The organism is Aequorivita vitellina, assembly GCF_022008365.1.
Classification (GTDB): domain Bacteria; phylum Bacteroidota; class Bacteroidia; order Flavobacteriales; family Flavobacteriaceae; genus Aequorivita; species Aequorivita vitellina.
In genome coordinates this window covers 72,387-99,011 of record NZ_JAIRBA010000003.1, presented here as the reverse complement: position 1 = coordinate 99,011, position 26,625 = coordinate 72,387, and the positions used below count along the sequence as shown (strand labels likewise).

At 36.5% G+C, this 26,625-nt stretch carries 25 protein-coding genes and 1 riboswitch; of the genes, 12 read left to right on the top strand and 13 right to left on the bottom strand.

Annotated elements, in window-relative coordinates:
- The first annotated feature begins 44 nt into the window (after window positions 1-44).
- Window positions 45-965, top strand: a complete 921-nt coding sequence (locus tag K8089_RS02365; protein ID WP_237601671.1) for a lytic transglycosylase domain-containing protein — start codon at window positions 45-47, stop codon at window positions 963-965.
- Between the two features lie 43 nt (window positions 966-1,008).
- On the opposite strand, the gene K8089_RS02360 is transcribed toward K8089_RS02365, so the two are convergent.
- Together K8089_RS02360 and K8089_RS02355 are read right to left on the bottom strand one after the other, a co-directional pair.
- Complete coding sequence (locus K8089_RS02360; protein WP_237601670.1) at window positions 1,009-1,710, bottom strand: TlpA family protein disulfide reductase; 702 nt, start codon at window positions 1,708-1,710, stop codon at window positions 1,009-1,011.
- A gap of 115 nt (window positions 1,711-1,825) precedes the next feature.
- Window positions 1,826-2,392 (bottom strand): DUF2892 domain-containing protein, encoded by a 567-nt coding sequence (locus tag K8089_RS02355; RefSeq protein WP_237601669.1) that lies wholly within the window; start codon window positions 2,390-2,392, stop codon window positions 1,826-1,828.
- A 278-nt stretch (window positions 2,393-2,670) separates the two neighbouring features.
- Here K8089_RS02355 and rpmH point away from each other — a divergent pair, with 278 nt between their 5' ends.
- The 3 genes from rpmH (at window position 2,671) to K8089_RS02340 (ending at window position 6,440) form a co-directional block, all read left to right on the top strand.
- The gene (rpmH, locus tag K8089_RS02350) at window positions 2,671-2,832 is read left to right on the top strand and encodes a 50S ribosomal protein L34 (protein ID WP_237601668.1); all 162 of its coding nucleotides are present in this window, start codon (window positions 2,671-2,673) and stop codon (window positions 2,830-2,832) included.
- A gap of 100 nt (window positions 2,833-2,932) precedes the next feature.
- Complete coding sequence (gene carB, locus K8089_RS02345; RefSeq protein WP_237601667.1) at window positions 2,933-5,785, top strand: carbamoyl-phosphate synthase large subunit; 2,853 nt, start codon at window positions 2,933-2,935, stop codon at window positions 5,783-5,785.
- 79 nt (window positions 5,786-5,864) lie between these two features.
- Window positions 5,865-6,440 carry a T9SS type A sorting domain-containing protein gene (locus K8089_RS02340; RefSeq protein ID WP_237601666.1) on the top strand — a complete coding sequence of 192 codons (576 nt, stop codon included), beginning with the start codon at window positions 5,865-5,867 and terminating at the stop codon, window positions 6,438-6,440.
- 17 nt (window positions 6,441-6,457) lie between these two features.
- Here K8089_RS02340 and K8089_RS02335 read toward each other — a convergent pair whose 3' ends face one another.
- The 7 genes from K8089_RS02335 to K8089_RS02310 all read right to left on the bottom strand — a co-directional run bounded on the left by K8089_RS02335 (window position 6,458) and on the right by K8089_RS02310 (window position 12,722).
- Window positions 6,458-6,823 carry a 6-phosphogluconate dehydrogenase gene (locus K8089_RS02335; RefSeq protein WP_237601665.1) on the bottom strand — a complete coding sequence of 122 codons (366 nt, stop codon included), beginning with the start codon at window positions 6,821-6,823 and terminating at the stop codon, window positions 6,458-6,460.
- Window positions 6,824-6,854: 31 nt separating this feature from the next.
- Complete coding sequence (locus tag K8089_RS02330; protein WP_237601664.1) at window positions 6,855-8,069, bottom strand: PorT family protein; 1,215 nt, start codon at window positions 8,067-8,069, stop codon at window positions 6,855-6,857.
- A gap of 51 nt (window positions 8,070-8,120) precedes the next feature.
- Window positions 8,121-9,449, bottom strand: a complete 1,329-nt coding sequence (gene rmuC / locus K8089_RS02325) for a DNA recombination protein RmuC (protein WP_237601663.1) — start codon at window positions 9,447-9,449, stop codon at window positions 8,121-8,123.
- Between the two features lie 106 nt (window positions 9,450-9,555).
- Entirely contained in the window at window positions 9,556-10,350 is a 795-nt protein-coding gene (locus K8089_RS02320) for an ABC transporter ATP-binding protein (protein WP_237601662.1), read from the bottom strand.
- Window positions 10,351-10,360: 10 nt separating this feature from the next.
- Window positions 10,361-10,492 carry a hypothetical protein gene (locus tag K8089_RS16505; protein ID WP_262913887.1) on the bottom strand — a complete coding sequence of 44 codons (132 nt, stop codon included), beginning with the start codon at window positions 10,490-10,492 and terminating at the stop codon, window positions 10,361-10,363.
- Between the two features lie 50 nt (window positions 10,493-10,542).
- Window positions 10,543-11,574 carry a FecCD family ABC transporter permease gene (locus K8089_RS02315; RefSeq protein ID WP_237601661.1) on the bottom strand — a complete coding sequence of 344 codons (1,032 nt, stop codon included), beginning with the start codon at window positions 11,572-11,574 and terminating at the stop codon, window positions 10,543-10,545.
- A complete protein-coding gene (locus K8089_RS02310; RefSeq protein WP_237601660.1) occupies window positions 11,574-12,722 on the bottom strand; it encodes an ABC transporter substrate-binding protein in 1,149 nt (382 codons plus the stop codon). The genes K8089_RS02315 and K8089_RS02310 overlap by 1 nt, the downstream gene beginning before the upstream one ends.
- A gap of 46 nt (window positions 12,723-12,768) precedes the next feature.
- Window positions 12,769-12,981, top strand: a riboswitch (cobalamin riboswitch).
- A gap of 29 nt (window positions 12,982-13,010) precedes the next feature.
- On the opposite strand from K8089_RS02310, the gene K8089_RS02305 reads away from it, so the two are divergent.
- Together K8089_RS02305 and K8089_RS02300 are read left to right on the top strand one after the other, a co-directional pair.
- Window positions 13,011-14,843 (top strand): TonB-dependent receptor plug domain-containing protein, encoded by a 1,833-nt coding sequence (locus K8089_RS02305; RefSeq protein WP_237601659.1) that lies wholly within the window; start codon window positions 13,011-13,013, stop codon window positions 14,841-14,843.
- A gap of 13 nt (window positions 14,844-14,856) precedes the next feature.
- Window positions 14,857-15,903, top strand: a complete 1,047-nt coding sequence (locus K8089_RS02300) for a YncE family protein (RefSeq protein WP_237601658.1) — start codon at window positions 14,857-14,859, stop codon at window positions 15,901-15,903.
- A 72-nt stretch (window positions 15,904-15,975) separates the two neighbouring features.
- On the opposite strand, the gene K8089_RS02295 is transcribed toward K8089_RS02300, so the two are convergent.
- Window positions 15,976-17,391: a S41 family peptidase gene (locus K8089_RS02295; RefSeq protein WP_237601657.1), complete on the bottom strand. Its 1,416-nt coding sequence runs from the start codon at window positions 17,389-17,391 to the stop codon at window positions 15,976-15,978.
- A 206-nt stretch (window positions 17,392-17,597) separates the two neighbouring features.
- Between K8089_RS02295 and K8089_RS02290 the strand changes: the two genes are divergently transcribed.
- Genes K8089_RS02290 through K8089_RS02275 form a run of 4 tightly spaced genes read left to right on the top strand, consistent with a single transcriptional unit; the run spans window position 17,598 to window position 19,654 of the window.
- Window positions 17,598-18,104 carry an RNA polymerase sigma factor gene (locus K8089_RS02290; RefSeq protein WP_237601656.1) on the top strand — a complete coding sequence of 169 codons (507 nt, stop codon included), beginning with the start codon at window positions 17,598-17,600 and terminating at the stop codon, window positions 18,102-18,104.
- A complete protein-coding gene (locus tag K8089_RS02285) occupies window positions 18,091-18,528 on the top strand; it encodes a hypothetical protein (protein ID WP_237601655.1) in 438 nt (145 codons plus the stop codon). The genes K8089_RS02290 and K8089_RS02285 overlap by 14 nt, the downstream gene beginning before the upstream one ends.
- A 44-nt stretch (window positions 18,529-18,572) precedes the next feature.
- Window positions 18,573-19,112 carry a DUF4252 domain-containing protein gene (locus tag K8089_RS02280; protein WP_237601654.1) on the top strand — a complete coding sequence of 180 codons (540 nt, stop codon included), beginning with the start codon at window positions 18,573-18,575 and terminating at the stop codon, window positions 19,110-19,112.
- 23 nt (window positions 19,113-19,135) lie between these two features.
- A complete protein-coding gene (locus K8089_RS02275) occupies window positions 19,136-19,654 on the top strand; it encodes a DUF4252 domain-containing protein (protein ID WP_237601653.1) in 519 nt (172 codons plus the stop codon).
- A gap of 165 nt (window positions 19,655-19,819) precedes the next feature.
- Here K8089_RS02275 and purB read toward each other — a convergent pair whose 3' ends face one another.
- Window positions 19,820-21,163, bottom strand: a complete 1,344-nt coding sequence (purB, locus tag K8089_RS02270; RefSeq protein ID WP_237601652.1) for an adenylosuccinate lyase — start codon at window positions 21,161-21,163, stop codon at window positions 19,820-19,822.
- A 568-nt stretch (window positions 21,164-21,731) separates the two neighbouring features.
- Here purB and K8089_RS02265 point away from each other — a divergent pair.
- Window positions 21,732-22,046: a hypothetical protein gene (locus tag K8089_RS02265; RefSeq protein ID WP_237601651.1), complete on the top strand. Its 315-nt coding sequence runs from the start codon at window positions 21,732-21,734 to the stop codon at window positions 22,044-22,046.
- A 176-nt stretch (window positions 22,047-22,222) separates the two neighbouring features.
- Here K8089_RS02265 and K8089_RS02260 read toward each other — a convergent pair whose 3' ends face one another.
- A complete protein-coding gene (locus K8089_RS02260; protein ID WP_237601650.1) occupies window positions 22,223-23,242 on the bottom strand; it encodes a helix-turn-helix domain-containing protein in 1,020 nt (339 codons plus the stop codon).
- A gap of 694 nt (window positions 23,243-23,936) precedes the next feature.
- Entirely contained in the window at window positions 23,937-25,847 is a 1,911-nt protein-coding gene (acs, locus tag K8089_RS02255) for an acetate--CoA ligase (RefSeq protein ID WP_237601649.1), read from the bottom strand.
- Window positions 25,848-26,122: 275 nt separating this feature from the next.
- Here acs and K8089_RS02250 point away from each other — a divergent pair, with 275 nt between their 5' ends.
- Complete coding sequence (locus K8089_RS02250) at window positions 26,123-26,539, top strand: HYC_CC_PP family protein (protein WP_237601648.1); 417 nt, start codon at window positions 26,123-26,125, stop codon at window positions 26,537-26,539.
- Window positions 26,540-26,625 lie beyond the last annotated feature (86 nt).

Here is a 26,625-nt window from a genome sequence, read left to right as displayed (position 1 = left end):
TTTACAATTGGTATATTAAGTATCTTTAATAAAAAATTTAATTTATGAAAATGTTAGGCAAAATAGGAGTAGGAGTTGTCATTCTCGTGGTGAGTGCTGTGAGCATTCATGCGGTGCAGGACGCCCCTACAGATGCGAATCTTGAAAAGAAAGTTGTAAACGACTATAATGTTTACGCGCTGCCACTACCCGAAAAAATGGATTTTGCAGGCGAACCTGTTCCACTTGATGAACCTGATATTAGAGAACGATTGGATAGAGAATTGTTGGTTAATACTTATTGGCAGTCTAACGGCTTGCTTCTTTTTAAGCGTGCAAATAAATATTTTCCGCTGATTGAACCTTTATTGGAAAAATATGGCTTGCCAGACGATTTTAAATATTTGGCTGTGGCAGAAAGTGGATTAGAATATACTAGTTCGCCAGTGGGAGCATCGGGAATTTGGCATTTTATGAAGGGCACTGGCCTTGAATATGGCCTTGAAATAAACGATTACGTAGATGAGCGCTATAATCTTGAGAAAGCCACAATGGTTGCGGCAGAATATTTAAAAAAGTCGAAAGAGAGGTTTGGCAACTGGACTATGGCGGCGGCTTCGTACAATGCAGGCGTAGGTGGAATGAACAAACAGATAAATAGACAGAATCAAACGGATTATTACGATTTGTTGCTAAATTCTGAAACCAGCAGGTATGTTTTTAGAATTTTGGCATTAAAAGAAATTATGGAACATCCCCAAAAATATGGTTTCAATTTTAGGGAAAAAGATTTGTACACAAACATCCCCACAATTAAAGTAAAGGTTGACACCCCCGTTGAAGATTGGTCTGAGTGGGTAAAACCATACGGAATAAATTACAAAATATTAAAAATTCACAATCCGTGGCTTCGCGATACGTATTTGAAGAATGCGTCGGGAAAAGAGTATATTATTGAAATTCCTGAAAAAGGATACTACAAATAAAGGTACGTTCGTGATTGTAAAACCCGTATAAACTCAATGCTTTTTACGGGTTTTTTTTTGAAGCAAGACGGGTATTGTCATCATCGTTCAATTTTTTTAGAAGCGATATTCCGTTTAAGAAGGAGTTGTAGTTTAGCTCAAATGAAATTTCATATTTTTCGTTATAAGGGTGTAGGGCACCACGCCTAACATCTACAATTTGTTTGTTTTCATCTATAAAAAAAGAGGTAGGAAATCCAAGGCTGTGCTTCATCACTTCAACCATATGGTCGTGTGTGTTTTCTTTTTCATCTACATATATAATATGTATTTTGCTGGAATACGCCCGAGTAGATTTTCGAACGTTTTCTTTAGAATCCCAAAATAGAATTACAAAATCTATATCGTTGTAGTGCTTTTCTGCAATTGCATTTAGTGCAGGAATTTCACCGGCACCGGGTGTACACCACGAAGCGTAGGTCATCAAATAAAGTGGTTTTTTAAACTTGTAAAGGTTTATTTTTCTTCCCGATAGTTTTCGCACTTTAAAATTGTCGAGATAGCTGCCGTTTACTACGTTATTTATAAGAGAGTCGAACAGAAATTCGGCGTATTCAAAATTGTGTTCAGCATACGCTTTTTGCGAATTTTTAGTGTATTTTTTTATATTTTTTCCAATAGCTTCAGAAAAATAAGTACCCTGCTCAATTTGAGATTGTGCTGCAAAAGAAAGTAATAAGAAGAGGTAAAGTAGTGTTTTCCCCATAAACAATAACTTTCAGTGAAGATAAGTTAATTGCTTGAGTTATAGTTAAAAAATTAGTAAGAATTTTCGGATATACCTAAGAAATATTCAATATTGTAAAATAGCTGTTTATAAATTAAAATCTTCTTCCGCCGCGGCCTGCTTTTCCAAACTGCTGTCGCGGTTGTCCCATTTTTTTCATTTGCTGTTTCATCATTTTAATTTGATCATCGAGCATATTGTGTTTGTCTAACTTCTTAGCTTCGGCCATAAGTAGCTCGGCCTCGCGTTTGCGGTTTTTAGTCATCGCTATTCCGGCTAGATTTAGCTTTGTCATGGCCATATCTGCAGTCATATTTAAACCTAATTTTTCAGCTTTTTTAAAATATTTTTCAGCTTCAACCATATTTGTTTGCGAAATCATCAAACCATTTAGATAGTTGTAATAACCTTCTTGTTTTGGTACTAAAGCGGCACTTGGATCCTTAATGCGATCTAACCATTTTTTGGCTCCTGGAAAATCTTGTTTCCGAAGACGGAGAAAGGCGAGGAGTATGATCTCGTTTTTAAAATAAAGAAAGACGAACATCAACGAAAGTAATATTAGCATAATTCCGTTGCCAATATTTGTTTCGGTAAATTGCCAAACTGCTGCACCAATTACCATGGCAGCCAAAACTAGTTTTATATTTTTATTAAACATGGGTTTTCTTTTTAAGAGCCTGCAAAGGTATAAAAACTATGGGCTATTTGGGAATATTTTGTAGTTTTGGCGCGAAATTATTTCAATTAAAAATTGCCTGTCGCAATGCAGTATTGTGATATGAAAAAAAATACAGAATTTTTCAAAAAAAGGTTTGTCTAAGTGAAAACTTGTTGTATTTTTGCACCCGCCTACGCAAATAAATGCTTTGGCTTACGAACCCAAGTTTAAAGAATGGGTTTTGAACAAAGATATCACGGAAGTTAAAGAATACTATAATGAGCAAAAGAACATTTCAGCCATCAAAGAGAAAAAGAAGAAACAAACACGGTTTTAGAGAGCGTATGGCTTCTGTAAACGGTAGAAAAGTATTGGCTGCCCGCAGAGCGAAAGGCAGAAAAAAGCTTTCTGTGTCTCATGATGCCCGTCACAAAAAATAATGTTGATAAATTATATATAAAAGGTGTTGTTTAACTAAGCAACACCTTTTTTTTATACCCTAAAGCGTCGTAATTTTGCGGCACCGAAAAAGTAAAAAACATGCCTAAAAATCCTTCCATAAAATCAGTTTTAATAATTGGCTCGGGCCCAATTGTAATCGGTCAAGCGTGTGAGTTTGATTATTCCGGCTCACAATCACTTAGATCTTTGCGCGAAGATGGTATTGAAACCGTTTTAATAAATAGCAATCCTGCTACTATTATGACCGATCCATCTATGGCCGATCATATCTATCTTTTGCCATTAACCACAAAATCGCTTGTACAAATTTTAAAAGAACATCCGCAAATAGACGCAGTATTGCCAACAATGGGTGGGCAAACTGCGCTTAACTTGTGTATTGAAGCAGATGAAAAGGGAATTTGGGAAGATTTTGGCGTTAAGCTGATTGGCGTAGATATCGATGCAATAAATATCACCGAAGACCGCGAGCAGTTTAGAAGCTTAATGGAAGAAATTGGCGTGAAAATGGCGCCACAAGCTACCGCTAATTCATACTTGCAAGGAAAAGAAATTGCACAGGAATTTGGCTTTCCATTGGTTATTAGAGCGTCTTATACTTTAGGAGGAGCAGGCGCATCCATTGTTTATAAAGAAGAAGATTTTGATGAGCTTTTGTCATACGGTCTGGAGATTTCCCCCATTCACGAGGTGATGATTGATAAAGCAATGATGGGGTGGAAGGAGTACGAACTTGAACTACTTCGCGATAATAACGACAATGTTGTTATTATTTGTACCATCGAAAATATGGACCCAATGGGAATCCATACCGGCGATTCCATTACTGTAGCTCCTGCAATGACACTAAATGACCGCACATTCCAAAAAATGCGCGATATGGCAATTTTAATGATGCGTAGCATTGGCGATTTTGCAGGGGGATGCAACGTTCAATTTGCAGTAAGTCCAGATGAAGAGGAAGAAATTATTGCCATTGAAATTAACCCACGTGTTTCGCGCTCTTCGGCTTTAGCTTCAAAAGCAACCGGTTATCCAATTGCTAAAATTGCGACCAAACTCGCAATTGGTTATACATTAGCTGAACTCAATAACCAAATTACAAAATCTACTTCGGCTTTGTTTGAACCAACTTTAGATTATGTAATTGTAAAAATTCCACGTTGGAATTTTGATAAATTTGAAGGCTCAGACCGAACTTTAGGACTTCAAATGAAATCTGTTGGAGAAGTAATGGGTATTGGCCGTTCTTTTCAGGAAGCACTTCACAAAGCCACCCAGTCTTTAGAAATAAAAAGAAACGGAATTGGCGCAGATGGAAAAAGTTACTCCAATTATGAACAAATTCTCGACAAACTGAAAAACGCTAGTTGGGATCGTGTTTTTGTAATTTATGACGCTATTCAGATTGGAATTCCATTGAGTAGAATTCATGAAATTACAAAAATTGATATGTGGTTCCTTCGTCAGTATGAAGAACTGTATCTTTTAGAAAAGGAAATTTCAAAATATACTTTGGAAACACTTCCAAGAGAATTATTATTGGAAGCTAAACAAAAAGGTTACGGCGATCGGCAGATTGCACATATGTTGAAATGCTTGGAAAGTCAAGTGTATAAAAAACGCGAAGAAATGAACATTCAACGCGTCTATAAATTAGTAGATACCTGCGCCGCCGAATTTAAGGCAGAAACACCGTATTACTATTCAACTTTTGAAAATGAAATGCAACTTGATGGCGAAAAAGCCTACGCCGAAAACGATAGTGCGGTAACAGATAAGAAAAAGATTATCGTTTTAGGTTCGGGGCCAAATAGAATAGGGCAGGGCATCGAGTTCGACTACTGCTGTGTTCACGGAGTTTTGGCTGCAGCCGAATGTGGCTACGAAACCATTATGATAAACTGTAATCCCGAAACCGTTTCTACAGATTTTGACGTTGCAGATAAACTTTACTTCGAACCCGTTTTTTGGGAACATATTTACGACATAATTCGCCACGAAAAACCTGAAGGAGTTATTGTGCAATTGGGCGGGCAAACTGCTCTTAAACTTGCGGAAAAGCTTGATAGATACGGTATCAACATTATCGGAACCACTTATGAATCTTTAGATTTAGCTGAAGATCGCGGAAGCTTCTCTACGCTTTTACAGGAAAACAACATTCCATATCCAAAGTTTGGGGTGGCAGAAACCACCGATCAAGCTTTAGCACTTGCCGATCAGTTGGACTTTCCACTTTTAATTCGTCCGTCCTATGTATTGGGAGGTCAAGGAATGAAAATTGTTATCAATAAAAAAGAATTGGAAGAACACGTAGTTGACCTTCTTCGAAAAATTCCAAATAACAAATTGCTGCTCGACCATTATTTAGATGGCGCCATTGAAGCCGAAGCCGATGCAATTTGCGATGGCGAAAATGTGTACATTATTGGAATAATGGAACATATTGAGCCGTGCGGAATTCATTCGGGCGATTCAAATGCTACCTTGCCACCGTTCAATATTGGTGAATTTGTAATGCAACAAATAAAAGATCACACTATAAAAATTGCGAAATCGTTAAAAACAGTTGGTTTAATTAATGTGCAATTCGCTATAAAAGATGATATCGTTTATATAATTGAAGCCAACCCACGTGCGTCGCGAACGGTTCCGTTTATTGCGAAAGCTTACGGCGAACCTTATGTAAATTACGCCACCAAAGTAATGTTGGGCCATAATAAGGTTACAGATTTCAACTTTAACCCAAAATTGGAAGGATTTGCAATTAAGCAACCAGTGTTTAGTTTTAACAAATTCCCAAATGTTAACAAACAATTAGGGCCTGAAATGAAAAGCACTGGCGAAAGCATACTTTTTATTGATAGTTTAAAAGACGATGCATTTTACGACCTATATGCAAGAAGAAAAATGTACCTGAGTAAATAACAACATATTTCGCTATCATCAGATTTATTGTTAAAAATTTTTCGTAAATTAGATTACTGACCTACTAGACCCTTCATTTATGAAAAAAATTACGCTGTTCTTTTGTTTTTTTACAATAAGCATTCTCAGTGCGCAGAATGTTGTTGAAATTGCTTGGGAACAAGGTATAAACGAATCTGTAGCAAGTCCAACGATTGAAGTGGGCGATACCGTTTTATGGACTTGGGCAGATGCTTCTTCTAAAAGTGTTACCAGCCTTCCAGGTGGAAGTGAAGAATTTGACAGCGGAAATTTAAAAGATTTAAATAACGAATTTGCATATACTTTTCTAAAAACCGGCATTACTGATTATAAAAATGATCAAAACCCACTAATGCGCGGAAAAGTAACGGTGGTAAATAAACTCTCTGCCGAAGATAAGTTTGTGAAAAATTTAAACTTTTATCCCAATCCCGTAAAAAACAACCTGACTATTTCTTCAATTTTTAAAATAGACAGTTATCAAGTTTACAATGTTTTAGGCACGCTTGTTTCCGAGGGAAAAGGCTCTGGCAATACAACTCAAGTAGATATGAGTAGGTTAAATAGTGGTTTGTATTTTGTGAAAGTTATTTCCAAAAATATGCAGACTACACTTAAAATTGCGAAAAAATAACTTCTTAAGTTATAGATTTATTTTCTAAAATGCGGTGAGCTTTCCAGTTCAACATCGGTTATAAAATAATTGGTTTCTCCCCAAATTGCGAAGCTTGCAAATCGTTCAATATAGGTGACCTTTACGTAATTACCTTGGTATTCTTTTAATTTTTCAATTACTTCTTCATTTTTATCGAGTACGGAAAACGAAAATATCTGTGCGCCACTTATTCCTTGACTTATCTCGCCTTCCCACGTTTTAATAACCACACCGCGATGACTGAATTTAATCAACTCGCCGGCACGGGTTCCTTCACTATAGGGTACAAAATACACAAAGGCGAAATACAGTAAATACAGCGCCAATATACTTCCGAGAATGATAAAGAGAATTTTTTTCATCCTCTAAAATTAATCAAATTTTACGCAGGTTTTAAAGAAAGTTATAACCAACAATTACAGCAAATGATTTATATCCGGAGTTTATATTTTCGTAATTCAACAGTTGACGAGAGGTGTGGTATCTTGCCGAAACACTGTACTTATTTTGGTATCTAAACCCTACGCCTAAAGCTAGGGCCGCATCAGCCATTACATTAAGATCGTAGCTATCTTCATTGCTGGAATTTATTTCAGAACCCAGGGTTGTTAAATCCATTATAACCGCAGCATCAATAAAAAATGCAGCGTCATTTTTTAAATACATATAGTGTCGCCCGCCCAATGGTAACTCAATGGAGGTGTAATTTACCGAAACCGTGGTATATTTCTGAAAAGTTATCATGTCTACGTAAAGAATTTCTTTTTCAGTTTTATAACTGCGGTAGGTGGGTTCTACAAAAACAGACCATTTACCGTTGTTAAAAGGAAAAATATACTCGGCTTCAACCCCAATTCTAATTCCGGTATTGCTGTCAAAGTTAACTTGGGCGTCCCCTCTTCTCTGCATAGAAAATGAAGAAAATGTTACGCCAGGACGAATGCTTAAATTAAATTTTGCTTCGCGTTTATTTTTTTTAAACACAACAGATTCAGAATTATGACAACTATTATATTTAGTAATTATATTTATTAACGAATTGGTTTTGTATTCAAGATTTTCAAAGCTTTTTTCGGTTAAATCGCTGCAATTTAGGTTGGTGGCAAGTTGTTGTTTATACCGGTCGTTTGTCCCCATTTTTAATCGGGTTACAAGATATCTTTTATAGATAAGTTGTTCAATAGTGCCATTGTCTTTACTGTAAAAATAGCGTGGCGTATCGGAATTTAAAGTGAAATAAAGCGATGCTTTCCCCTCTACTAATGTTTTAAGAAAGATTGTTTCTTCCTTTAAATCTGGATTGCGATCAAATTTAAGGTTGTTTACAACATCTGTAGATTGATCTATTTCAACCGTAGCTTTAATATATTTAAACGATTGCTCGGAACCAAATTCAATTACATTGTCTAAACTGCCAATTTTTGTTTCACCATTTTCTGAAAGCTTGTAAACAAATGTGGTAGGACTGCCTTTCCAATCTTCATTTTTTATTAAACAAGCTACTTTTGTACCGTTGGTTTCAATTATATACCCAGGTTCAAAATGGGTTTGTGAAAAGGCGCTAATCGTTGAAAATAGAATAGCTGCGAAGAATATATTAAATTTCATATAATTTGGGGTTTGTTTTTGTTTTGAAGCGGTAAATGTATTACAATTTAATTACTCTTCGGTGTTATTTTCTATTGCTCTGTTGAGTAATTTATCGTCAATATTTTTATTGGCTTTGGCGCCAAGTTTTTTTAGTTTTTCAACTCGTGTAATTAAATTGCCTTGTCCGGTTAGTTTTTTCATTGCACCGTCGTAACTACCTTTTACGGTGTTTAGTTGCGAGCCAACTTTTAAAAGATCGTTCGTTAAATTCACAAAAGAATCGTAAAGACGGCCCGCTTGGGTTGCAATTTCAATGGCGTTTCGTTGTTGCTTTTCATTGGTCCACATGCTGTCCACAGTGCGTAAAGTTGCAAGTAGTGTTGAAGGGGTGACGATAACAATATTTTTTTCGAAAGCCCAATTATAAATATTGCTTTCTTGGTTAATTGCTACGGCAAATGCGGGTTCAATGGGTACAAAAAGTAACACAAAATCGGGGCTTTCAATTTCGTAAAGTGCGTGATAATTTTTGGCACTCAATTGCTCGATATGTTTTTTAAGTGAAGCAACGTGATCTTTTAAATAACGGTTTTTTAAATCTTCGTCGTCTTCGTTTACAAAGCGTTCGTATGCAACGAGCGAAACCTTCGAGTCAATTATCATTTTTTTATTGTCGGGCAAATGCAGCACAACGTCGGGAAGTAATCTGCGGCCTTCTTCTGTAGTAAAACTGTTTTGCACAAAGTACTCGCGGTCTTTTTCTAAACCACTTTTTTCCAGTACGCGCTCCAATACAAGTTCGCCCCAATTTCCTTGTATTTTACTATCGCCTTTTAACGCTTTAGTCAGGTTTGTGGCTTCTTTGCTCATCTGTTCATTTAATTCTTTTAAACCAATGATTTGCTGGCGAAGCATCGCATGGCGGTCTATACTTTCTTTGTGGGTATCGTCCACCCGTTTTTCAAAACTTTTAATTTTTTCTTGAAGTGGATTCAAAATTAACTCCAAGCTTTCTTTGTTCTGTTTGGAGAATTTAGTGGATTTTTCATCTAAAATTTTATTGGCAAGATTTTCAAATTCTTTCGAAAATCTTTCTTGAAGTTTTTCTACTTCGGCTTTCTGTTCGCGGTTGCGAATTTCTAAATTTTCAAACTCCGAATTTCGCCGCGTTAGCTCCATGTTCAGCAATTCTTTTTCTGTTCGCACTTCTTCGCGTTCGCGCAAGGCAGTTTCAAAGCGCTCGTTCAGTTTTTCCTCTTGAAGGCTTGCGTTTTCAAGGCGTTCTTCTAGTTTGCTGGTTTCAGATTTACTTTTTAAACGCGCAAAGAAATTGCCTAAAAAAGCACCGATTAACAGGCAAATAGCAGCTAATAATAGGAATAAAAAAGTTTCGTTCAATTTTAAAATTATTTAGTTATTGAATTATTTGGAAGGTGTATTTCAAGGTTTTTGATAAAGATAATAAGTTAAACGGAATCCATTAACAGCGCAACAAAATAACTGCTTAATTTTTAATTTTAAATCGTCCAGTTTTTCCGTCAAAATCGATGGTTTCCTTCGGAAAAAGCGAATCGAATCTTCCTGCTTCAATCAATTTGCACGGATCGTCAAAATAAGTTGCGTTTGTTGCCATAACCAATAACTTGTCAGTAAGTTGAATTGCCAAATCTATTTCGTGGGTTGAAAATAGAATGGTTTTTTGCGTTTCCGAAGCTAGTTTTTTTAGCAATTTCAACACATAAGCGCGATGGTAAATATCTAAATGCGTGGTTGGTTCATCCAAAATAATAATGGGTGTATCTTGCGCCAAAGCACGTGCAATTGCAACGCGCTGCATTTGGCCATCGCTTAACTCATAACATTTTCGGTGGGCGAGGGTAGTGGTTTCAGTGGCCTCGAGGGCAAAATTAATTGCTTTCTTGTCTTCTTCGGAGAGGGTGCCAATCCAGTTGGTGTAGGGTTGTCTTCCCAACGAAATCATTTCTAAAACTGAGAGGTTTTTTGAAGCTGGTGCCTCAGTTAAAACCACACTTAAATGTGTTGCCAGCTGAAAGGAAGAATATTCGTTTAAGTTTCGTCCATTCAGAAAAATAGTGCCATCTAAAGCGTTTTGCATTCCTGTTAAAGTGCGAAGTAAAGTAGATTTTCCAATTCCGTTGGCACCCACCAAACCAACTAATTCACCTTTTAAAATTGAAAAATTGACAGCCTCAGCAATTACAGAATCGGCATCTTTTGTTGAATACCCAACAGAAAGATTACGCGCTTCTAAAATGATATTTTTTTCTTCTGAATTCATTCAGGTTTAATTAACTTTTTAAAATTGGCATTTCGGCTTCGCTCAATGACCCCATTTCGGCTTCGCTCAATGACCGCATTTCGGCTTCGCTCAATGACCGCATTTCGGCTTCGCTCAATGACCGCATTTCGGCTTCGCTCAATGACCCTATTTCTACTTCTCTAAATTTACGGTAGCTGAGCGGAGCCGAAGCTAAAAGAAAAGTTTTCGTTTCCGAACCAACAACCAAATTACAACAGGCGCACCAATTAACGAAGTAATTGCGTTTATGGGCAACGTAAATTCACTAAACGGCAATTGTGCCACCGTATCGCAAATTAGCATTAATAAACTACCGCACAAAAGCACAGCAGGTAGTAAAACCAAATGATTAGAGGTTTTATAAAACTGACGCACTAAATGTGGCACCGCCAGTCCCACAAAAGCTATTGGGCCTACAAAAGCCGTTATACTTCCCGCCAAAATACTGGTTGCTAATATTATAATAAAGGTTGTTCGTTTAATATGCAGCCCCATACTTTTTGCGTAGTTTTCGCCTAAAAGCAATCCGTTTAAAGATTTGCTACTGAAAACGCTCAATAATATTCCCGCTATAAAGCAAAGGCTTAAAATTAAAACACCCTGCCACGATTGATTTCCCAAACTTCCAAATGACCAAAAAATGTATTGTTGAAGCTGCTCTGCATTGCTAAAATACGACAATACCGAAACCACCGCAGTGGTTACGCTGCCAAACATTAACCCAATAATTAAAATGGCCATGGTGTCTTTTATTCTGAAAGTCACGGCTAAAACTGCCAAAAGCACCAAAAAACTGCCCAATGCCGAAGCGACGACCAAACTCCACTGACTTAATAATAAAGTTCCAAAAAATCCGCCGAAAGCACTGGCACCCAAAATTAAGATCGCCACGCCCAAACTCGCACCGCTGCTGAGGCCTAAAACAAATGGCCCCGCTAATGGATTGCGAAACAACGTCTGCATCAGTAATCCCGAAACCGCCAACCCCCCGCCGGCGAGCATCGCAGTAATTGCTTTTGGTAGTCGATAATCCATAATTATATAACGCCACGTTTCCTTTGAAGCGCCGTTGCCACTAAAAATTGAAACTATTTCATCAATAGGGATTGAAACCGAGCCAATGCTCAAATTCACCAAAAAAGCTGCGATAAGCGCTATAAAAAGCACGAAAAATTGCAGTCGGTATGTTTGGGAAATTTGCATTAATTAAGTTTGTCGAAAAAGTAAAAATTGTAATCGAGCAACAACTCTGGGTGCAAAATTTTAATGAGGTCCTTTAAAACTAAATCTGGTCTGTTTGGCGCCAACTCGAAGTAAATTACACCGCCGGTTTCGCCCTTTTTCATACTATACGAATACACTTTTCCAGATTTGTACGCCTTAAATTGAGTGTACGCTTTACTTGCGTTTTTCATTTCATCCAAAGATGTAAATTGTCCCGGGCCAATCCAAATTTCGGCATCGTGACCTTTATCCAATACAGATTCTAAATTTAGCGAAAGGCTACCCGTGCCTTCGGAATCTTTCCAGAGATAATCGCCATTGGCATCGGCTATAAATTGTGCGCCCCAACTATCGCCCTGAGGCATATACCAAACGTCTTTGTACATTGCACCGCTGATTACCGTTGGCGTTTTTGCGGCTTCGGAAGCGATTTTTTTAGCTGAAAGATATTCGGTTTCAATGTTTTTAAAAATGCTATCTGCTTGTTTTTCTTTATTGAAAAGCGCCCCGAAAAACTTAATCCATTCCGCTTTTCCCAAGGGGGAAGTTTCCGTCCAATCTGCATTGTAAAGTACAGGAATTCCACTGTTTTCGATGGTTTTAAAAGTTGAATTATTTCCGTCAACGCCAAAACCAATCACAACATCCGGATTTAATTCAATTAAAATTTCAGTATTTATGTCTTCGTTTTTCCCGAGTTCCTTTATTTTACCAGCGGCAATCTGCTCCCGTGTTTTTTCCGAAGAAATATAACTCAGGTTTGGAAAACCGACCAAGTTTTCAAGTTCGCCCAACATTTCTAAAGAAGGGATGTGCGTAGTTGAAGTAACAACAATTCGGTTTATCGGAACGTTAACAACCGCGTCAAAATTACTGGAATTGGGCAGAGAACCGTCTTTTTCAACTAAAGCATATTTAAAAGTTCTGTCCGTTCCCGGCCAAGGATTTTTAAGGGTTATTACTTTATAGCCTTCAAATGAATTGATATTAAAACCCGTGGCGTATTTAATTTCCGATTTTTTGCTGAAAGATTCTGCTACATCATTTTGCCATTTCTCATTGCTATTTTTATTGTTGCAAGCGCCGAGGAGTAGAATTAATCCAAAAAGAAAAACAAATTTTTGCATCCTCAAAAATAGTAGTTTTGTTTGGGTGTACTAATATTTAAAGTCTATTTTTGCATTGAATTTTGGTAAGCACTTTTTCCAAACAGGAAAATGCTTTTAAAAGGGAATTCGGTTAAAACCCGAAGCTGTTCCCGCAACTGTAAGTCGTCCCAAATAATTTTTGGGCGTGCATAACTTCAAAAACCACTGTTTGCAAATAGCAAACGGGAAGGTGGCACAAAAGACAAGCCAGGAGACCTGCCAGATTCATAATTTAAAATATCAAACTTTCGGGATAAAGGTTGAATTATGAAACGACTAAATATTCATATTGTTTTTGGATTTTTGCTGTGCTCGGTTTCTGCAAACGCACAACTGGACAGCATTCAGCAGTTGCCGGAAGTTATGCTAACCGACGCAAAACTAATCCATTATTCCAAAGGCTTCAAACTAGAAAAACTCAACGATTCTATTGTTGAAAGAAATGCTACTTCATTGACGGAAACCCTTCGTTATAATTCGTCAATTTATTTTAAAGAAAATGGCTTCGGAATGGTTTCGTCACCCTCTTTCCGCGGAACAAATGCGCAACAAACAGCGGTTATTTGGAACGGTATAAACATCAATTCGGTGTTTACAGGACAAACGGATTTCAATACAATTTCACCTTTAAGTTATAACGAAATTGCAATTAGAAGCGGCGGCGGCGGCGTGCAATACGGTAGTGGTGCCGTGGGCGGAAGTATTCATTTAAACAATACATACTCTTTCCATAAAACTGATACTACCGAAATGGGTTTGCGTTACGGCAGTTTTACTACAATTGCCGCAAATGCAAGCACTACGCAAGCTTCGAAAAACAATTATTTGAATGTGGGAGTAGATTTTATAAGTTCAGAAAATGATTACGATTTCGTGGGAAAAAACAAAAAAAACACCCACGGCGAGTTTTTGCGCTTTAATGCGAAACTAAATCAGGCAAGAAAATTGAAAGACGGCGCACTTACTTGGAATTCGGAATACACCTATAACGACCGCAATTTTTCGGGTAGCTTAAATACCATGGGGAAAGACGGGTACAAAGATGTTGCTGCACGAAATCTTTTGCAATTGAAGCAAGAATTTGGGGCATTTTCAACAAAAGCTAGTTTTGCGCACCTATTTGAACAGTACCGTTATTATCCCAATTCGGAAAAACCACTGTTTGATGAAGGTCGAGCCAATACTGTAATAGGTGCTTTGCAATCGGAAGTTTTTCTTCGCAAAAAACTTCGATTAAACGCAAAGATTGAATACACTTTAATTGATGCAGAAGGTGATAATGTTGGAGAAAATACGCGTGAAACGTTAGCAGCTGTAGTTCTGCTAAATCATAAAATAGGGAAAGATTTTAGCTATGGATTAAATTTCAGAAAAGAATTTTTGAATGATTTTGACAATCCGTTGCTTTTTTCGGCAGATGCGAAATGGAAGGTTTCAGAAAAATATTCACTTCGAATAAATGGTTCAAAAAATTACCGCATTCCTACGTTCAACGATTTGTTTTGGTATGCTGGTGGCAATACCTATTTGCAACCCGAAACTTCATATCAGGTTGAAATGGGGCAGGAATTTTCCATTGGGAAATTAAAAGCAGATGTTGCGGTTTTTTATATTTCTTCGGAAGATTTAATAAAATGGATTCCAACCACGGGAAGCGTTTGGAAACCAATAAATATTAGCGAAACACAAAATTACGGTATTGAAATAACCACAAGTTATTTTGTGAAATTGGGAAAACTTCACTCCTTAGATTTTAATGCAAATTACTCCTACACCAAAGCGGAAGATTTGGAGAAGGAAAAGCAACTTATTTATGTGCCGTTTCATAAAGCATCGGGTGCGGCACAGTATAATTTTAAAAATTTTTCGGCTTACTTTCAAGGACTGTTTAATGGTGAAACTTACACAACTACAGACAATAGTGAGTCTCTCGATGGTTTTAATATTTACAATTTGGGCGTTTCGTACGTACTGCCAAAAAGCCAAAACATTATAATAGGAGGAAGGGTTAAAAATGTTTTTAACACGTATTATGAAAACGTAGCTTTTCGACCTATGCCTTCACGCAACTTTCAAATATTTTTAAACTTTAACATATAAACAAATAAAAATCATGAAAAAATTACTGCTTTTATCTTTATCAACATTGTTCTTTATTTCTTGTAGCAGTGACGACGACGGCCAGCCAGAATATGTGCCTGCAGCATTTGAGAACGGAATACTTATTACCAACGAAGGTCCTTTTAGCGGAGGTTCAGGAAGTGTAACCTACGTTTCAAATGATTATACCACAGTGGCACAAAACATTTACAAAACGGTTAATGGTAAGAGTTTGGGAAATATTGTTCAATCCATGGGTTTTCAAGGGGACAACGCCTATATAGTTGTAAATAATTCAAACAAAATAATGATTGCCAACCGCTATACTTTTGAAAGTGTAGATTCTATAACTTCTGGTGTTAATAATCCGCGTTATTTTGTAGAATCTGACGGTAACAAAGGCTACGTGACAAACTGGGGCGATCCAAATGATAACACAGACGATTTTGTCGCGGTATTGGATTTAAGAAACAATACGGTTTCTACCACAATTCCAGTGGCTTTTGGTCCTGAAAAAATGGTGCCGTATAACAATAAAGTTTACGTTGCGCATCAAGGTGCATACGGACAGAATAATTTAATTTCAGTAATTTCTGGAAGCGGATTGGAAGGCACAATTACCGTTGGCGATGTGCCAAATTCTATGGTAGTATCCGGCAATTCACTATTTGTGTTATGCGGTGGAAATCCAAACTACACCGGAAATGAAACAGCTGGTTCTTTGGTGAAAATTGATCTTTCCACAGGGCAAATTTCAGATACGTATAATTTTGGAACAACCGAACACCCAACAAATTTAACTATGGACGGAACCAATCTTTTTTATGCCTTGGATGGGAAAGTTTTTAAGCTGAACAGCACATCGGTTACATTGCCTGGAAGCGATATTATCGATGGTTCATTTTACGCACTTAGAGCAAAAGACGGACTGCTTTATGCAACCGATGCTAAAGATTTTGCAAGCAAAGGTTCTTTAAAAATATTTGACCTTTCAACCAACGTAGAAATTCAAGATTTTCAGACAGGGATAATTCCTGGAGGAATTTATTTCAACGACTAAATATTTCGAATTAGCCAATAAAAAATCCATTAGGTTTAAATCTAATGGATTTTTTTATTACTGTATACTTCACTATTCACTTAAAGTCGAGCGCTTTGTGCCAATCATTTTTCCATCAATCGGCGAACTTGCTTTGCTGTCTGAAATTTCTTTTAAACGAGGGCTATCATTATTTGAAGGCATTGGTCTTCCTGCAATTTCAAAAAGAGCGGCGGCTAAAAGTGGCTCGTTTTCATCGCCCAATTCTCCTAAATTAAAATAATTTTCTTGTAACGGTATTTGCGGGAAAAGCCCATCGACAAAATCTGTGTTTCCTGCTGCATTTGCTGTTTTAAAAACTAACGGAAGCATAGCGTACGTATGGCCGGTGTTTGCTTCGCTTCTACTAAATTGTGGCGCAGGGGCATCGTAAAGTAAAAAAGAAGCTTGAAATTTACCGGTGGTTGTGTCGCCAACTTGTACAGCATCTATATATGGCTTTAAACCGTTTAAAACAAGCTCGCTCGCCGATGCAGATCTACGAGTGGTTAATATATAAACTTGTGAAAGGTTTAAACTATTAATGGTGCTGCCATTGCTAATTGAATTATCAAAAAGTCCGTTTTTTGCATTTTCTTCTTGACGGTCTTCATTCCAAAATTCTTTGTAAAAAATTTGTCCGTTAAATTGTCCGGTAATCATACTCGCAAGGTCGGTGGCAGTTTCAACAGAACCGCCGCCATTATATCGTAAATCGAGAACGAGACTGCTCACTCCTTCGGCTTTAAACTGTGCAAAGGCGTTGTTCAGTTCGGTGTCGTAATCTTTTATAAATCCGTTGTACATTAAGTACCCAATTTTGTTTCCGTTAATCGTAAGGGTTTGCGCTTTGTAAACTGGATTTTCGTTGTACTGTACTTTGTTTAAAAGAGCTGTTTCGCCGGTTAAAGTAAAATTGGTGCCATCATAACTGGCGAGCCCAATTGTATAGCTATCTGGTGCCAATAAATCGTTGTAATTATTTTCGTTTAACTGCTGGCCGTCTATCGTAGTAAAAAGATCGCCGCGTTTTAAACCTTGGGTTTGGGCGTCGGTATTTGGAAGCACGTATCGCACATACCCAAAAACGTTACCGCTGTTATCGGGGTAATATACCAAACCAAATTCCATTCCGTTGCTCAGGGTAATTCCGCTTAGTGCGTTTTCAATTAAAGTGTAATCGCTAAATAAACTGCTGAATCTATCTTGGGGCGACAACAAATAATCAAACAAAGCTTCTGGCGTTTCATAATTGCCTAAAAAGTTGTTTAATTCATTATCATTTGCAAAGGCGTCATTGGCCAATTCGGGCGTATCTGCTTTATACAGGTAGAAATAATTTAAGCCACGGTAAATAAAGTTTTGAATTTCTAAAGTTGAAGCCGGATTAAAATTATCGTCTGCATCTTCAAAACACGAAACAAAAAGTGTAGAAACGGCTAATAGGGTAATGAAAATATTTCTTTTCATAAAAAAGTTTAATTAAGGTATTCTTTTAAAACAGGGAAATTAGGGATTATATTGTAATGGTAAAAATATACTTTTTTAGTGGAAATAGATTCTCGTTTAATTTTTTTCAACTTAAGTACTATTTACTTCACCATAAAAAAGAATGTAACAAAAAACCATGCAGGTCGTCATTTAAATAGACGGCACAATAACCACAACCAACCAAAATGGAAAAGACCGAATTTATAACCTTAGTAATGCCTTTTAAAGATAAGCTTTACCGCTTGGCAAAAAGGATTTTGGTTTCAAAAGATGAAGCAGAAGATGCTGTGCAGGAAGTGTTTTTGAAGTTGTGGAAGGGAAAACAAAATATAGCAAACTATAAAAACCCGGAAGCGTTTGCCATTACAATGACGAAGAATTATTGCTTGGATAGATTAAAATCGAAACAGGCATCAAATTTGAAAATAGTACATAGCAATTATCAAACTTCAGAAAATGTAGAAAAAAATATTGAAGCCAATGACGGGGTGGCGATGGTTTTTAGAATAATGGAAACCCTGCCCGAACAACAGCGAATCGTACTCCAGTTACGCGATGTGGAACAATTTGAATTTTCTGAAATAGCGAAAATATTGGAGAGTAACGAAACCGCCGTACGAGTGGCTCTTTCCCGAGCCCGAAAAACAGTTAGGGATGCAATGATAAAAAATTACAATTATGGAATTGGGTAAAATAAAACAATTGTTAGATGCCTATTTTGAAGGTAACACCAGCTTAGCTGATGAAAAAATATTGAAAGATTATTTTAACAACGAAACGGTTGCTGAAGAGTTACTTCAATATCAACCTATTTTCATGGGCTTGAAAGCCGCAAAGGCAGAGCAATCTACGCGAGTATTTAGCTTGGGTGAACCAGAGACAAAAACAATAAAAGGTTGGTGGTATTCTGTAGCTGCAGCGCTTGTAGTTGCTTTTGGTATTGGTACATTATATTTCACCCAACCCCAATACACCCAAGAAGAAAAAGAAGCTTTGGCAGCTTTTGAAAAAAGTAAAGAAGCCATGCTACTACTCTCAGAAAATTTAAATAAAGGCGCAGAACGACTCACTTTTGTGGAGCAATTTGAAACTTCAAAAGACAAGGTTTTTGAATAATAGAAATTTAACCTAAATAACAATAATCAATAAATAAATACACGATGAAAAAATTAGCAATACTTATAGCACTGGCAATAGCGCCGATGGTTTCGTGGGCACAAAACGCTTTCGATTCTTTTGAAAACGAAAAAGATGTAACCGCTGTGGTGGTGACCAAAAACATGTTCAAGCTTTTGAGTAAGATGGACTTAAACTCTGCAGATCCCGAAGCGCAGGCTTACTTAAAAATGGTTAACGATTTAGACAATATCAAGATTTTTACAACCGATAATCCTTCAGTTTCACAAAAGATGGACGATGCAGTGGCAAAATATATTGCTACTTCAAAAAACTTAGGCGAATTGATGCGCATTAAAGAAGATGGCCGAAACATACGTTTTTACAGCAAAGATGGTAAAAATGAAAACTTTGTAAGCGAACTTTTAATGCATATGGACGGTGTTGTGGATGGAAAACCCACAACTGTAATTATGAGCATTACCGGAAATATAGATTTAAAACAAATTTCAAAACTTACGGCAGATTTGAAAGTTCCGGGCAGCGAAGAATTAAAAAACATTGACAAACGCAAAAAACAATAATTATGGTACTTGCACGATATTTCATGGCATTAGCCCTCGGATTAGCTGCGTTAACTTCCTGTAGCGATAAGTCACTGCAGAAGTATTTGGTGGAAAAACAAGACGATGATAAGTTTGTAAAGATGGACATTGCCGCTAGTTTGTTACAAGGTAAAAATAGCAGCTTTACCCAAGAGGAAAAGGATGTTTTAAACACCATTAAAAAAGTGAATGTGGTTGCATATCCAATTGCTGATGGCGATACCGCCGATTACGAAAAAGAGCGTGAAGAATTGAAAGCCATTTTAGCCCAAGAAAAGTACAAAGAATTAACCCGATTTAAAAGCAATGAATGGAACGCTTCCTTAAAATACACAGGTGAAGAAGACGCTATTGATGAGGTAATTGTTTTTGCTAGTGATGACAGCCGTGGTTTTGCAGTTTTTAGATTGCTTGGCGAAAATATGCGCCCAGACCAAATGCTTAAACTTATGGAATCTGCCGAACGTGGCGATTTAGACATTTCGAAACTAGAGGGTTTCGGAAAAATATTTAAGGATTAATTTAGTTGATTAATAGTTGAAAGAGGCTTCTCCCATTTTGGGTTGAAGCCTTTTTTTATTTTTAAGTATGAAGCAATAAACCACAAAATCACGAATAATTTACTTTAAACTATTTGTTAATTCGTGGCATTTTTTACTTAATGTATATTTCTCTTTGGAGCCGTTTTAAATTCCAGTGTAGTTTGCGGGAGTTATGCTTCGCATTTCCTGTTTTACGCTTTCGGGAATTTCTAAGGTTTCAATAAAGTTTGCAATGGACGTTTGGTTAATACGCTCGTTGGTGCGGGTTAAACCTTTTAATGCTTCGTATGGGTTTGGATAACCCTCTCTGCGAAGAATTGTTTGAATAGCTTCTGCCACAACCGCCCAATTATTTTCAAGGTCTTCTTTAAACTTTGGTTCGTTTAGCAATAATTTATTCAGTCCTTTTAAAGTGGAATGGAATGCGATTAGTGTATGGCCAATCGGCACGCCAATGTTTCGCAAAACAGTACTATCGGTAAGGTCTCGCTGCAATCTGCTAATGGGAAGTTTTGCCGAAAGATGTTCAAAAACTGCATTTGCAATACCTAAATTTCCTTCGCTGTTTTCAAAATCAATCGGGTTTACTTTATGCGGCATGGCACTGGAACCTACTTCTCCGGCTTTAATTTTTTGTTTAAAATAATCCATAGAAACATAGGTCCAAATGTCTCTATCAAGATCAATAACAATTGTATTAATTCTTTTTAAGCAATCAAACAATGCTGCCATGTGGTCGTAATGCTCAATTTGCGTGGTAGGGAAGGAGTGGTGTAATCCCAAGGTATTTTGAACAAAATGTTTCCCGAAAGCTCTCCAATCTACTTCGGGGTAAGCAACTTTATGAGCGTTAAAATTACCAGTGGCACCACCAAATTTTGCAGCACTTTTAATGTCGTTCATTAAATTGAACTGCTCTTCAATTCGAATAACAAAAACTTCAATTTCTTTTCCCAAACGGGTTGGTGAAGCTGGCTGACCGTGCGTACGCGCTAACATGGAAACATCTGCCCAATCTTCGGATAGCGATTTCAATTTATTTTTCACATCCATTAAAAGTGGAACGTACACATTGTTTATTGCATCTTTTAATGAAAGCGGAATTGCGGTATTATTTATATCTTGAGACGTTAAGCCAAAGTGGATGAATTCTTTGTATTTCTGAAGGTTTAAAGCATCAAATTTTTCTTTTATAAAATATTCTACTGCCTTTACATCGTGATTGGTAACCTTTTCGGTTTCTTTGATTGTTATGGCGTCTTTCACCGAAAACTTGAGATAAAGATCGCGCAGTTTCGAAAATAAATTTTGATCAAAGTCTGCTAATTGTGGCAAATCTAATTCTACTAAAGCGATAAAATATTCAATTTCTACCTGCACCCTGTAGCGTATAAGCGCTTCTTCAGAAAAATATGGAATAAGGCTAGCAGTTTTTGATGCATATCTGCCGTCTATTGGCGAAATGGCTTGTAAAGCGTTGGTGTACATGGTTCAAATTTTAAAAGCGCAAAGATACAAAACGCTACCGAGTTATGTAGAATGGGACTCATTAATAAATTATACTTGTGGTTTTTTAGCTTCTATTAATAAAATGCCAATAAATTGTTGTTTTAAGATAATGGATAGTTAAATAATAAGTGCTATTTTTTATTTTATGATTTTGTTGTGCAAAATGGTTTAAATAGAAACCTAATTTTAATATCGAAAAGAAAAATGAATTATTAATTTAAACAAAATTTGCTATGAGTACACAAGATCAAAATCAGCAAAGGAACCCTCAAAATCAACAACAAAACCAACAGAGAGGTTCACAAAACAGACCACAAAACCAACGCAATCCTGAAGAGGAAGAAGAGTAGGCGTGGTGCAGAAATTCGTATCCAGATTATAGGTACTAAAAAACCCCTTAATCAACAACGATAAAGGGGTTTCTTACATCATGGAAAGTATAAAAAGATGGATTAGAGTATTAAAAAATAATGCTTTAATCGTTTAAATTTAATGAATTTTCTAGAAAAATTACTAATTTAATATAAATAATTTAAAATTTTTTACAATGAGTGATAAAGAAGTAAATCCAAAACACAGCACTGGAAAAGGGGCTCAAGCAGAGCAACATAATACTAAAAAGGAAGAAAGCTATGTAGAAAATCCGAAGGAGACAAAAAAGAATGAATCTGAGAATGGTGACTATTTAGAAAACAAATGGAAACAAATTTCAAAAGATTTTGAGAAGACATATAATCTTGAAGTTAGCGAATCTGACTATCAAAGCGAATCATTTTCAGATACCTTAAAAAAGCTAGAGACTAAAACTGGTAAATCGCGTGCAAAACTTGAAGATGAAATTAGAAATTGGGAGAATAGCTAATATTTTTAATATTTGGCCTGCAATTATTTAACCCTTAAACTGAATGCCCACGCATTTGGGTTAATAAAAAATGTATATGCGTTAAGCCATTTTCTTTGTATTACCTACTTTGGCTAAGTGAAGAATTGCTATGAAGAAGAAAGCCCCGACTGAAAAATTTTCAGCGGGGTTTTTTTTTATTTGTTTCGGTAATTTTTACGGAATTCTGAAGGAGATATTTGATGCTTTTCCTTAAAAATTTTTGAAAAATAACTCTTACTGCTTAAACCAATGGCATTCACTATTTCAGAGATAGTTAAATCTGTTCTAATTAAAAGGTTATACGCGGCTTCGAGACGCTTTTTTTGGACGTAATTATTTACAGTGTCACCATACAATTTTTTAAAACCTTCCTGTAATTTATTGATATTGAGACCTGCTTCTCTGGCCAGATTTTCTACGGTTGGAATTTGCGAAATATTGTTCTCAATTAATTCTGAGATGTGATGAATTTGCTTTACTTCTGAAGAACGCAACAAAGTACGAAGACCTTCGTCCATTCTGTCGTCTTGATATTGCAGTATTTGATGGGTTAAAATTTGATAGGCCATGCCTTCCAAAAATAGTTTTCGCATAAAATTTTCTGCTGTAAATTCGTTCATATCGTTTAAGATACCCGAAATGTTGAGACTGTAATTTCCGTTGTGATAAAAGGCACCGCTGGCTTTTATGTCTTTAAAAAGCTGAAGCAATTCTTCGTCAAGACTATTGATGTCGCACTCCATTTTTGCTTGAAATTTTTCTCTTTCAATTTCTAAGCTGTTCACTTTAATTTTTTGGTTTGCCTTAAACAACAACACGTGCCCATTGTGCTTACTGCTCGCCACAATTGCATTTTGATATTGATTTATTTCGTGTAAGTCTTCTTCATTTTCAAAGCGGTGCTCCAAGGTTCCATCTACAGTATATAGAAATTTAAGTGGATGAATGTGGTTTACAATAAAATGAATTTCCATTGCTTCCTTAAACAAACAGTCGTATTGAATAAGGCCAAGCCCGCCTTCAAAGTTAATACCGCGGATGCTCCCTTCGCCCACAGCGGGTGGTAAGTTTAATAAATACTCACCACAGTTTTCGGTATATGAAATATTAAAATTGGCTGCGATGTCTCTAATAACATCTTTTAGTGGAAGTGAGTTTACTTTAATGGAATTCATTTGAAGTATATTTTTGGGGAACAAATTACTACTAAGAATTGAAATTGGTAAAAAAAAATGATTTATTAATTAACTATTATGCGTAAAAAATTAATTTCTCATTAAATGTTTCGGGTAATAATTGATTTTAAAAAACCGTTCAAATTATATTTGGCGGTTTTTTAAAATGTGCTGAAAATTATTCATAATATCTTTTGCGTTTTTTTCGTCGTTCCATTATAAATGAAATTACTAAAAAAACAACCAAAATATAAAAAGCTATTTTGGCGGGTTCAATTGGGCCAAATCCTAAGCCTAAAAAACCTAGAATTGCTGCCACTACTGCGAGAAAAAGTAAGAGGATGGTCCAAAACATTTTGAGGAGTTTAATGGTTGTAAATATTTAAGGGTCAGTTTATAAAGATATGTTATTGTTAAAAAATTAACTAATTTATTTCGATAATATTTTAACTCATTTCATAATATTATAAAATACAGCTCTTACCATCAAAAATGTTGCTAAATATTTAATGACTGTTAAAAATTAGTAGATTCTTTAAAATAGGAGAATTAGAGAGTGGCTAATTAAAACTTTTACACCTCTTTTTTATAAATATTGAAATTTGACGAAATCCACGGAACCCTTTCTGTGTGTGCTTTTTTCTCTTCTCAGTTATTATTTTTCGAATTTTTCACACCGAATAAAATACCGATTTTATGAAATGGCCCCATCCATAATTTCCTGTACCACCTCTGGGTTTAGAAGCGTTGAAATATCACCCAGATTGCCAGTTTCCTTTTCGGCAATTTTTCTAAGGATGCGGCGCATTATTTTACCGCTTCGGGTTTTGGGCAAACCTGTAGTGAATTGAATTTTGTCTAATTTGGCAATTGGACCAATGTGTTCGGTGATTATCTGGTTTATTTCGTTGCGTAGATTATCGTGTACACGGGTTTCGCCAAATTCCTTTAAAATTACAAATCCGTATAGCGCATTTCCTTTTACTTCGTGCGGAAAACCAACAATTGCGCTTTCTGCCACCGCCGGATGTTCGTTTATGGCATCTTCAATTGGCGCCGTGCCCAAATTGTGGCCAGAAACAATTATTACATCGTCCACACGGCCAGTGATTCGGTAATAGCCGGTGCTGTCTCGCAATGCGCCATCGCCTGTAAAATATTTGTCTTTATATGCTGAAAAATAGGTGTCGCGGTACCGATCGTGGTTTCCCCAAATTGTTCGTGCCATTCCCGGCCAAGGGAACTTTATGCATAAACGACCACTAACTAGGTTTCCTTTTAATTCATTGCCGTTTTCGTCCATTAATGCGGGTTGCACTCCCGGTAGCGGAAGCGTGGCATAGGTGGGTATAGTTGGCGTGGAATAGGGAATTGGCGAAATCATAATGCCGCCTGTTTCGGTCTGCCACCACGTATCTACGATGGGGCAATTCTTTTTTCCAATATTGTCATTGTACCAGTGCCAAGCCTCTTCGTTAATGGGTTCGCCAACGCTACCCAATATTTTGAGAGAGGAAAGATCATGTTTTTCCGAAAAACCTAATTGCTCTTTCGCTAAGGCACGAATCGCAGTGGGAGCCGTGTAAAACTGATTTACTTTATGCTTTTGAACCACTTCCCAAAATCGTCCAAAATCTGGATACGATGGAACGCCTTCAAACAAAACGGTTGTGGCTCCATTGGCTAATGGTCCGTACACAATATAACTGTGGCCAGTAACCCAGCCAATATCTGCAGTACACCAAAAAACGTCGTTTTCGCGATATTGAAAAACATTTTTAAACGTATAAGCGGTATAGACCATGTAGCCTGCGGTAGTATGCACCATCCCTTTAGGCTTTCCAGTTGAACCAGAAGTGTATAGAATAAACAATGGGTCTTCGGCATCCATTAACACAGGAACGCAATCGTGATAAGCCTCGTCTAATAAAGGTTGTAACCATTTATCGCGCTTGGGTTTCATATGTATATCGCTATTAATACGTTTTACTACCAAAACGGTATTTACGTTTGGACAAGATTCTAAGGCTTCATCTACAATTCCTTTTAAATCTATTGTTTTATTGCCTCGATACGCCCCGTCGCTAGTAATTACAATTTTACAGTCTGAATCGTTAATACGAGTGTGAAGTGCCGTTGAAGAAAACCCTGCAAAAACCACAGAATGGATGGCACCAATGCGCGCGCAGGCTAGTAACGATATGGCTAATTCAGGAATCATGGGCAAATAGATACAAACCCGATCGCCCTTTTTTACTCCGTGATCCTGCAAAACGTTCGCAAATTTACAAACGCGTTCGTGAAGCTGTTTGTATGTAATGTGTTCAGCTTTTTCTGATGGATCATTAGGCTCAAAAATAATGGCCGTTTTGTCGCCACGGCTGTAAATATGTCTATCAATACAGTTTTCCGTAATGTTCAGTTTTGCGCCTTTGTACCACGAAACTTCCGGTTTAGACAGGTCGTATTCTAACACCTTATCCCACCGCTTGCGCCACAAAAAGTTTTCTTCTGCAACTTCTTCCCAGAAATTTTCTGGATCGCGAACTGATTTTCGATAAACTTGAAAATATTCTTCTAAATTTTTGATGTGGTAATTGCTCATAATAAGCGGTTTTTTGTAAGGTAAAACTGAAATATGTTAAACGGATTCAGAAATATATTTAAATATGACTTCTCTTATAACGAAAATATAAATTTTAAGATGAAATTATTCGAAAATCGCACAAGTTCTTGAAATTGCGAAAATAATTTGAGATGTAATAATATTGAAATGAGCTTTTTATATTGTTTTTTTTTAATTCACTTCCTTCGTATTAACAATTAATTATTAAATGTATAATTTAAAGAAAGAAACATTTTTACTAAATTTGCAATAATATGAAGTCATTTTTCCATAAATCAATTTCTATTGCTTTGGCGACATTGGTGCTATTTACCACTATGTCGTTTACTGTAGATATGCATTATTGTGGAGACGCTTTAGTTGATTTTTCTGTTGTTCAGAATGTGAAAACTTGTGGAATGGAAAAATCGGAATCCGAGAATAATTGTGAAAATACAATTCCAGATGATTCTTGTTGTTCAGACAAACAAGTTGTTATTGAAGGACAGGACGAACTAAAACTATCATTTGACACATTATCTTTTGAGCAACAAACTTTTGTTGCTACTTTCTTCTATTCATACCTAAATCTTTTTGAGGGTTTTGATTCTAATATCATTCCTTTTAAAAATTACAATCCTCCCTTTCTCATACGGGATATACAAAAGCTACACGAGACTTATTTAATTTGATTTTAAACAGTTCCCGATAACTATCGGAAAGATTAGCTCAATGATCATCGTCATTCTGGGCCTACTTTGTTGTATTTAATTTTCTG

Coding starts and splice junctions, on each gene's coding strand:
- K8089_RS02365 (WP_237601671.1), top strand. CDS start 45: ATGAAAATGTTAGGCAAAATAGGAGTAGGAGTTGTCATTCTCGTGGTG.
- K8089_RS02360 (WP_237601670.1), bottom strand. CDS start 1,710: ATGGGGAAAACACTACTTTACCTCTTCTTATTACTTTCTTTTGCAGCA.
- K8089_RS02355 (WP_237601669.1), bottom strand. CDS start 2,392: ATGTTTAATAAAAATATAAAACTAGTTTTGGCTGCCATGGTAATTGGT.
- rpmH (WP_237601668.1), top strand. CDS start 2,671: ATGAGCAAAAGAACATTTCAGCCATCAAAGAGAAAAAGAAGAAACAAA.
- carB (WP_237601667.1), top strand. CDS start 2,933: ATGCCTAAAAATCCTTCCATAAAATCAGTTTTAATAATTGGCTCGGGC.
- K8089_RS02340 (WP_237601666.1), top strand. CDS start 5,865: ATGAAAAAAATTACGCTGTTCTTTTGTTTTTTTACAATAAGCATTCTC.
- K8089_RS02335 (WP_237601665.1), bottom strand. CDS start 6,823: ATGAAAAAAATTCTCTTTATCATTCTCGGAAGTATATTGGCGCTGTAT.
- K8089_RS02330 (WP_237601664.1), bottom strand. CDS start 8,069: ATGAAATTTAATATATTCTTCGCAGCTATTCTATTTTCAACGATTAGC.
- K8089_RS02320 (WP_237601662.1), bottom strand. CDS start 10,350: ATGAATTCAGAAGAAAAAAATATCATTTTAGAAGCGCGTAATCTTTCT.
- K8089_RS02315 (WP_237601661.1), bottom strand. CDS start 11,574: ATGCAAATTTCCCAAACATACCGACTGCAATTTTTCGTGCTTTTTATA.
- K8089_RS02310 (WP_237601660.1), bottom strand. CDS start 12,722: ATGCAAAAATTTGTTTTTCTTTTTGGATTAATTCTACTCCTCGGCGCT.
- K8089_RS02305 (WP_237601659.1), top strand. CDS start 13,011: ATGAAACGACTAAATATTCATATTGTTTTTGGATTTTTGCTGTGCTCG.
- K8089_RS02300 (WP_237601658.1), top strand. CDS start 14,857: ATGAAAAAATTACTGCTTTTATCTTTATCAACATTGTTCTTTATTTCT.
- K8089_RS02295 (WP_237601657.1), bottom strand. CDS start 17,391: ATGAAAAGAAATATTTTCATTACCCTATTAGCCGTTTCTACACTTTTT.
- K8089_RS02290 (WP_237601656.1), top strand. CDS start 17,598: ATGGAAAAGACCGAATTTATAACCTTAGTAATGCCTTTTAAAGATAAG.
- K8089_RS02285 (WP_237601655.1), top strand. CDS start 18,091: ATGGAATTGGGTAAAATAAAACAATTGTTAGATGCCTATTTTGAAGGT.
- K8089_RS02280 (WP_237601654.1), top strand. CDS start 18,573: ATGAAAAAATTAGCAATACTTATAGCACTGGCAATAGCGCCGATGGTT.
- K8089_RS02275 (WP_237601653.1), top strand. CDS start 19,136: ATGGCATTAGCCCTCGGATTAGCTGCGTTAACTTCCTGTAGCGATAAG.
- purB (WP_237601652.1), bottom strand. CDS start 21,163: ATGTACACCAACGCTTTACAAGCCATTTCGCCAATAGACGGCAGATAT.
- K8089_RS02265 (WP_237601651.1), top strand. CDS start 21,732: ATGAGTGATAAAGAAGTAAATCCAAAACACAGCACTGGAAAAGGGGCT.
- K8089_RS02260 (WP_237601650.1), bottom strand. CDS start 23,242: ATGAATTCCATTAAAGTAAACTCACTTCCACTAAAAGATGTTATTAGA.
- acs (WP_237601649.1), bottom strand. CDS start 25,847: ATGAGCAATTACCACATCAAAAATTTAGAAGAATATTTTCAAGTTTAT.
- K8089_RS02250 (WP_237601648.1), top strand. CDS start 26,123: ATGAAGTCATTTTTCCATAAATCAATTTCTATTGCTTTGGCGACATTG.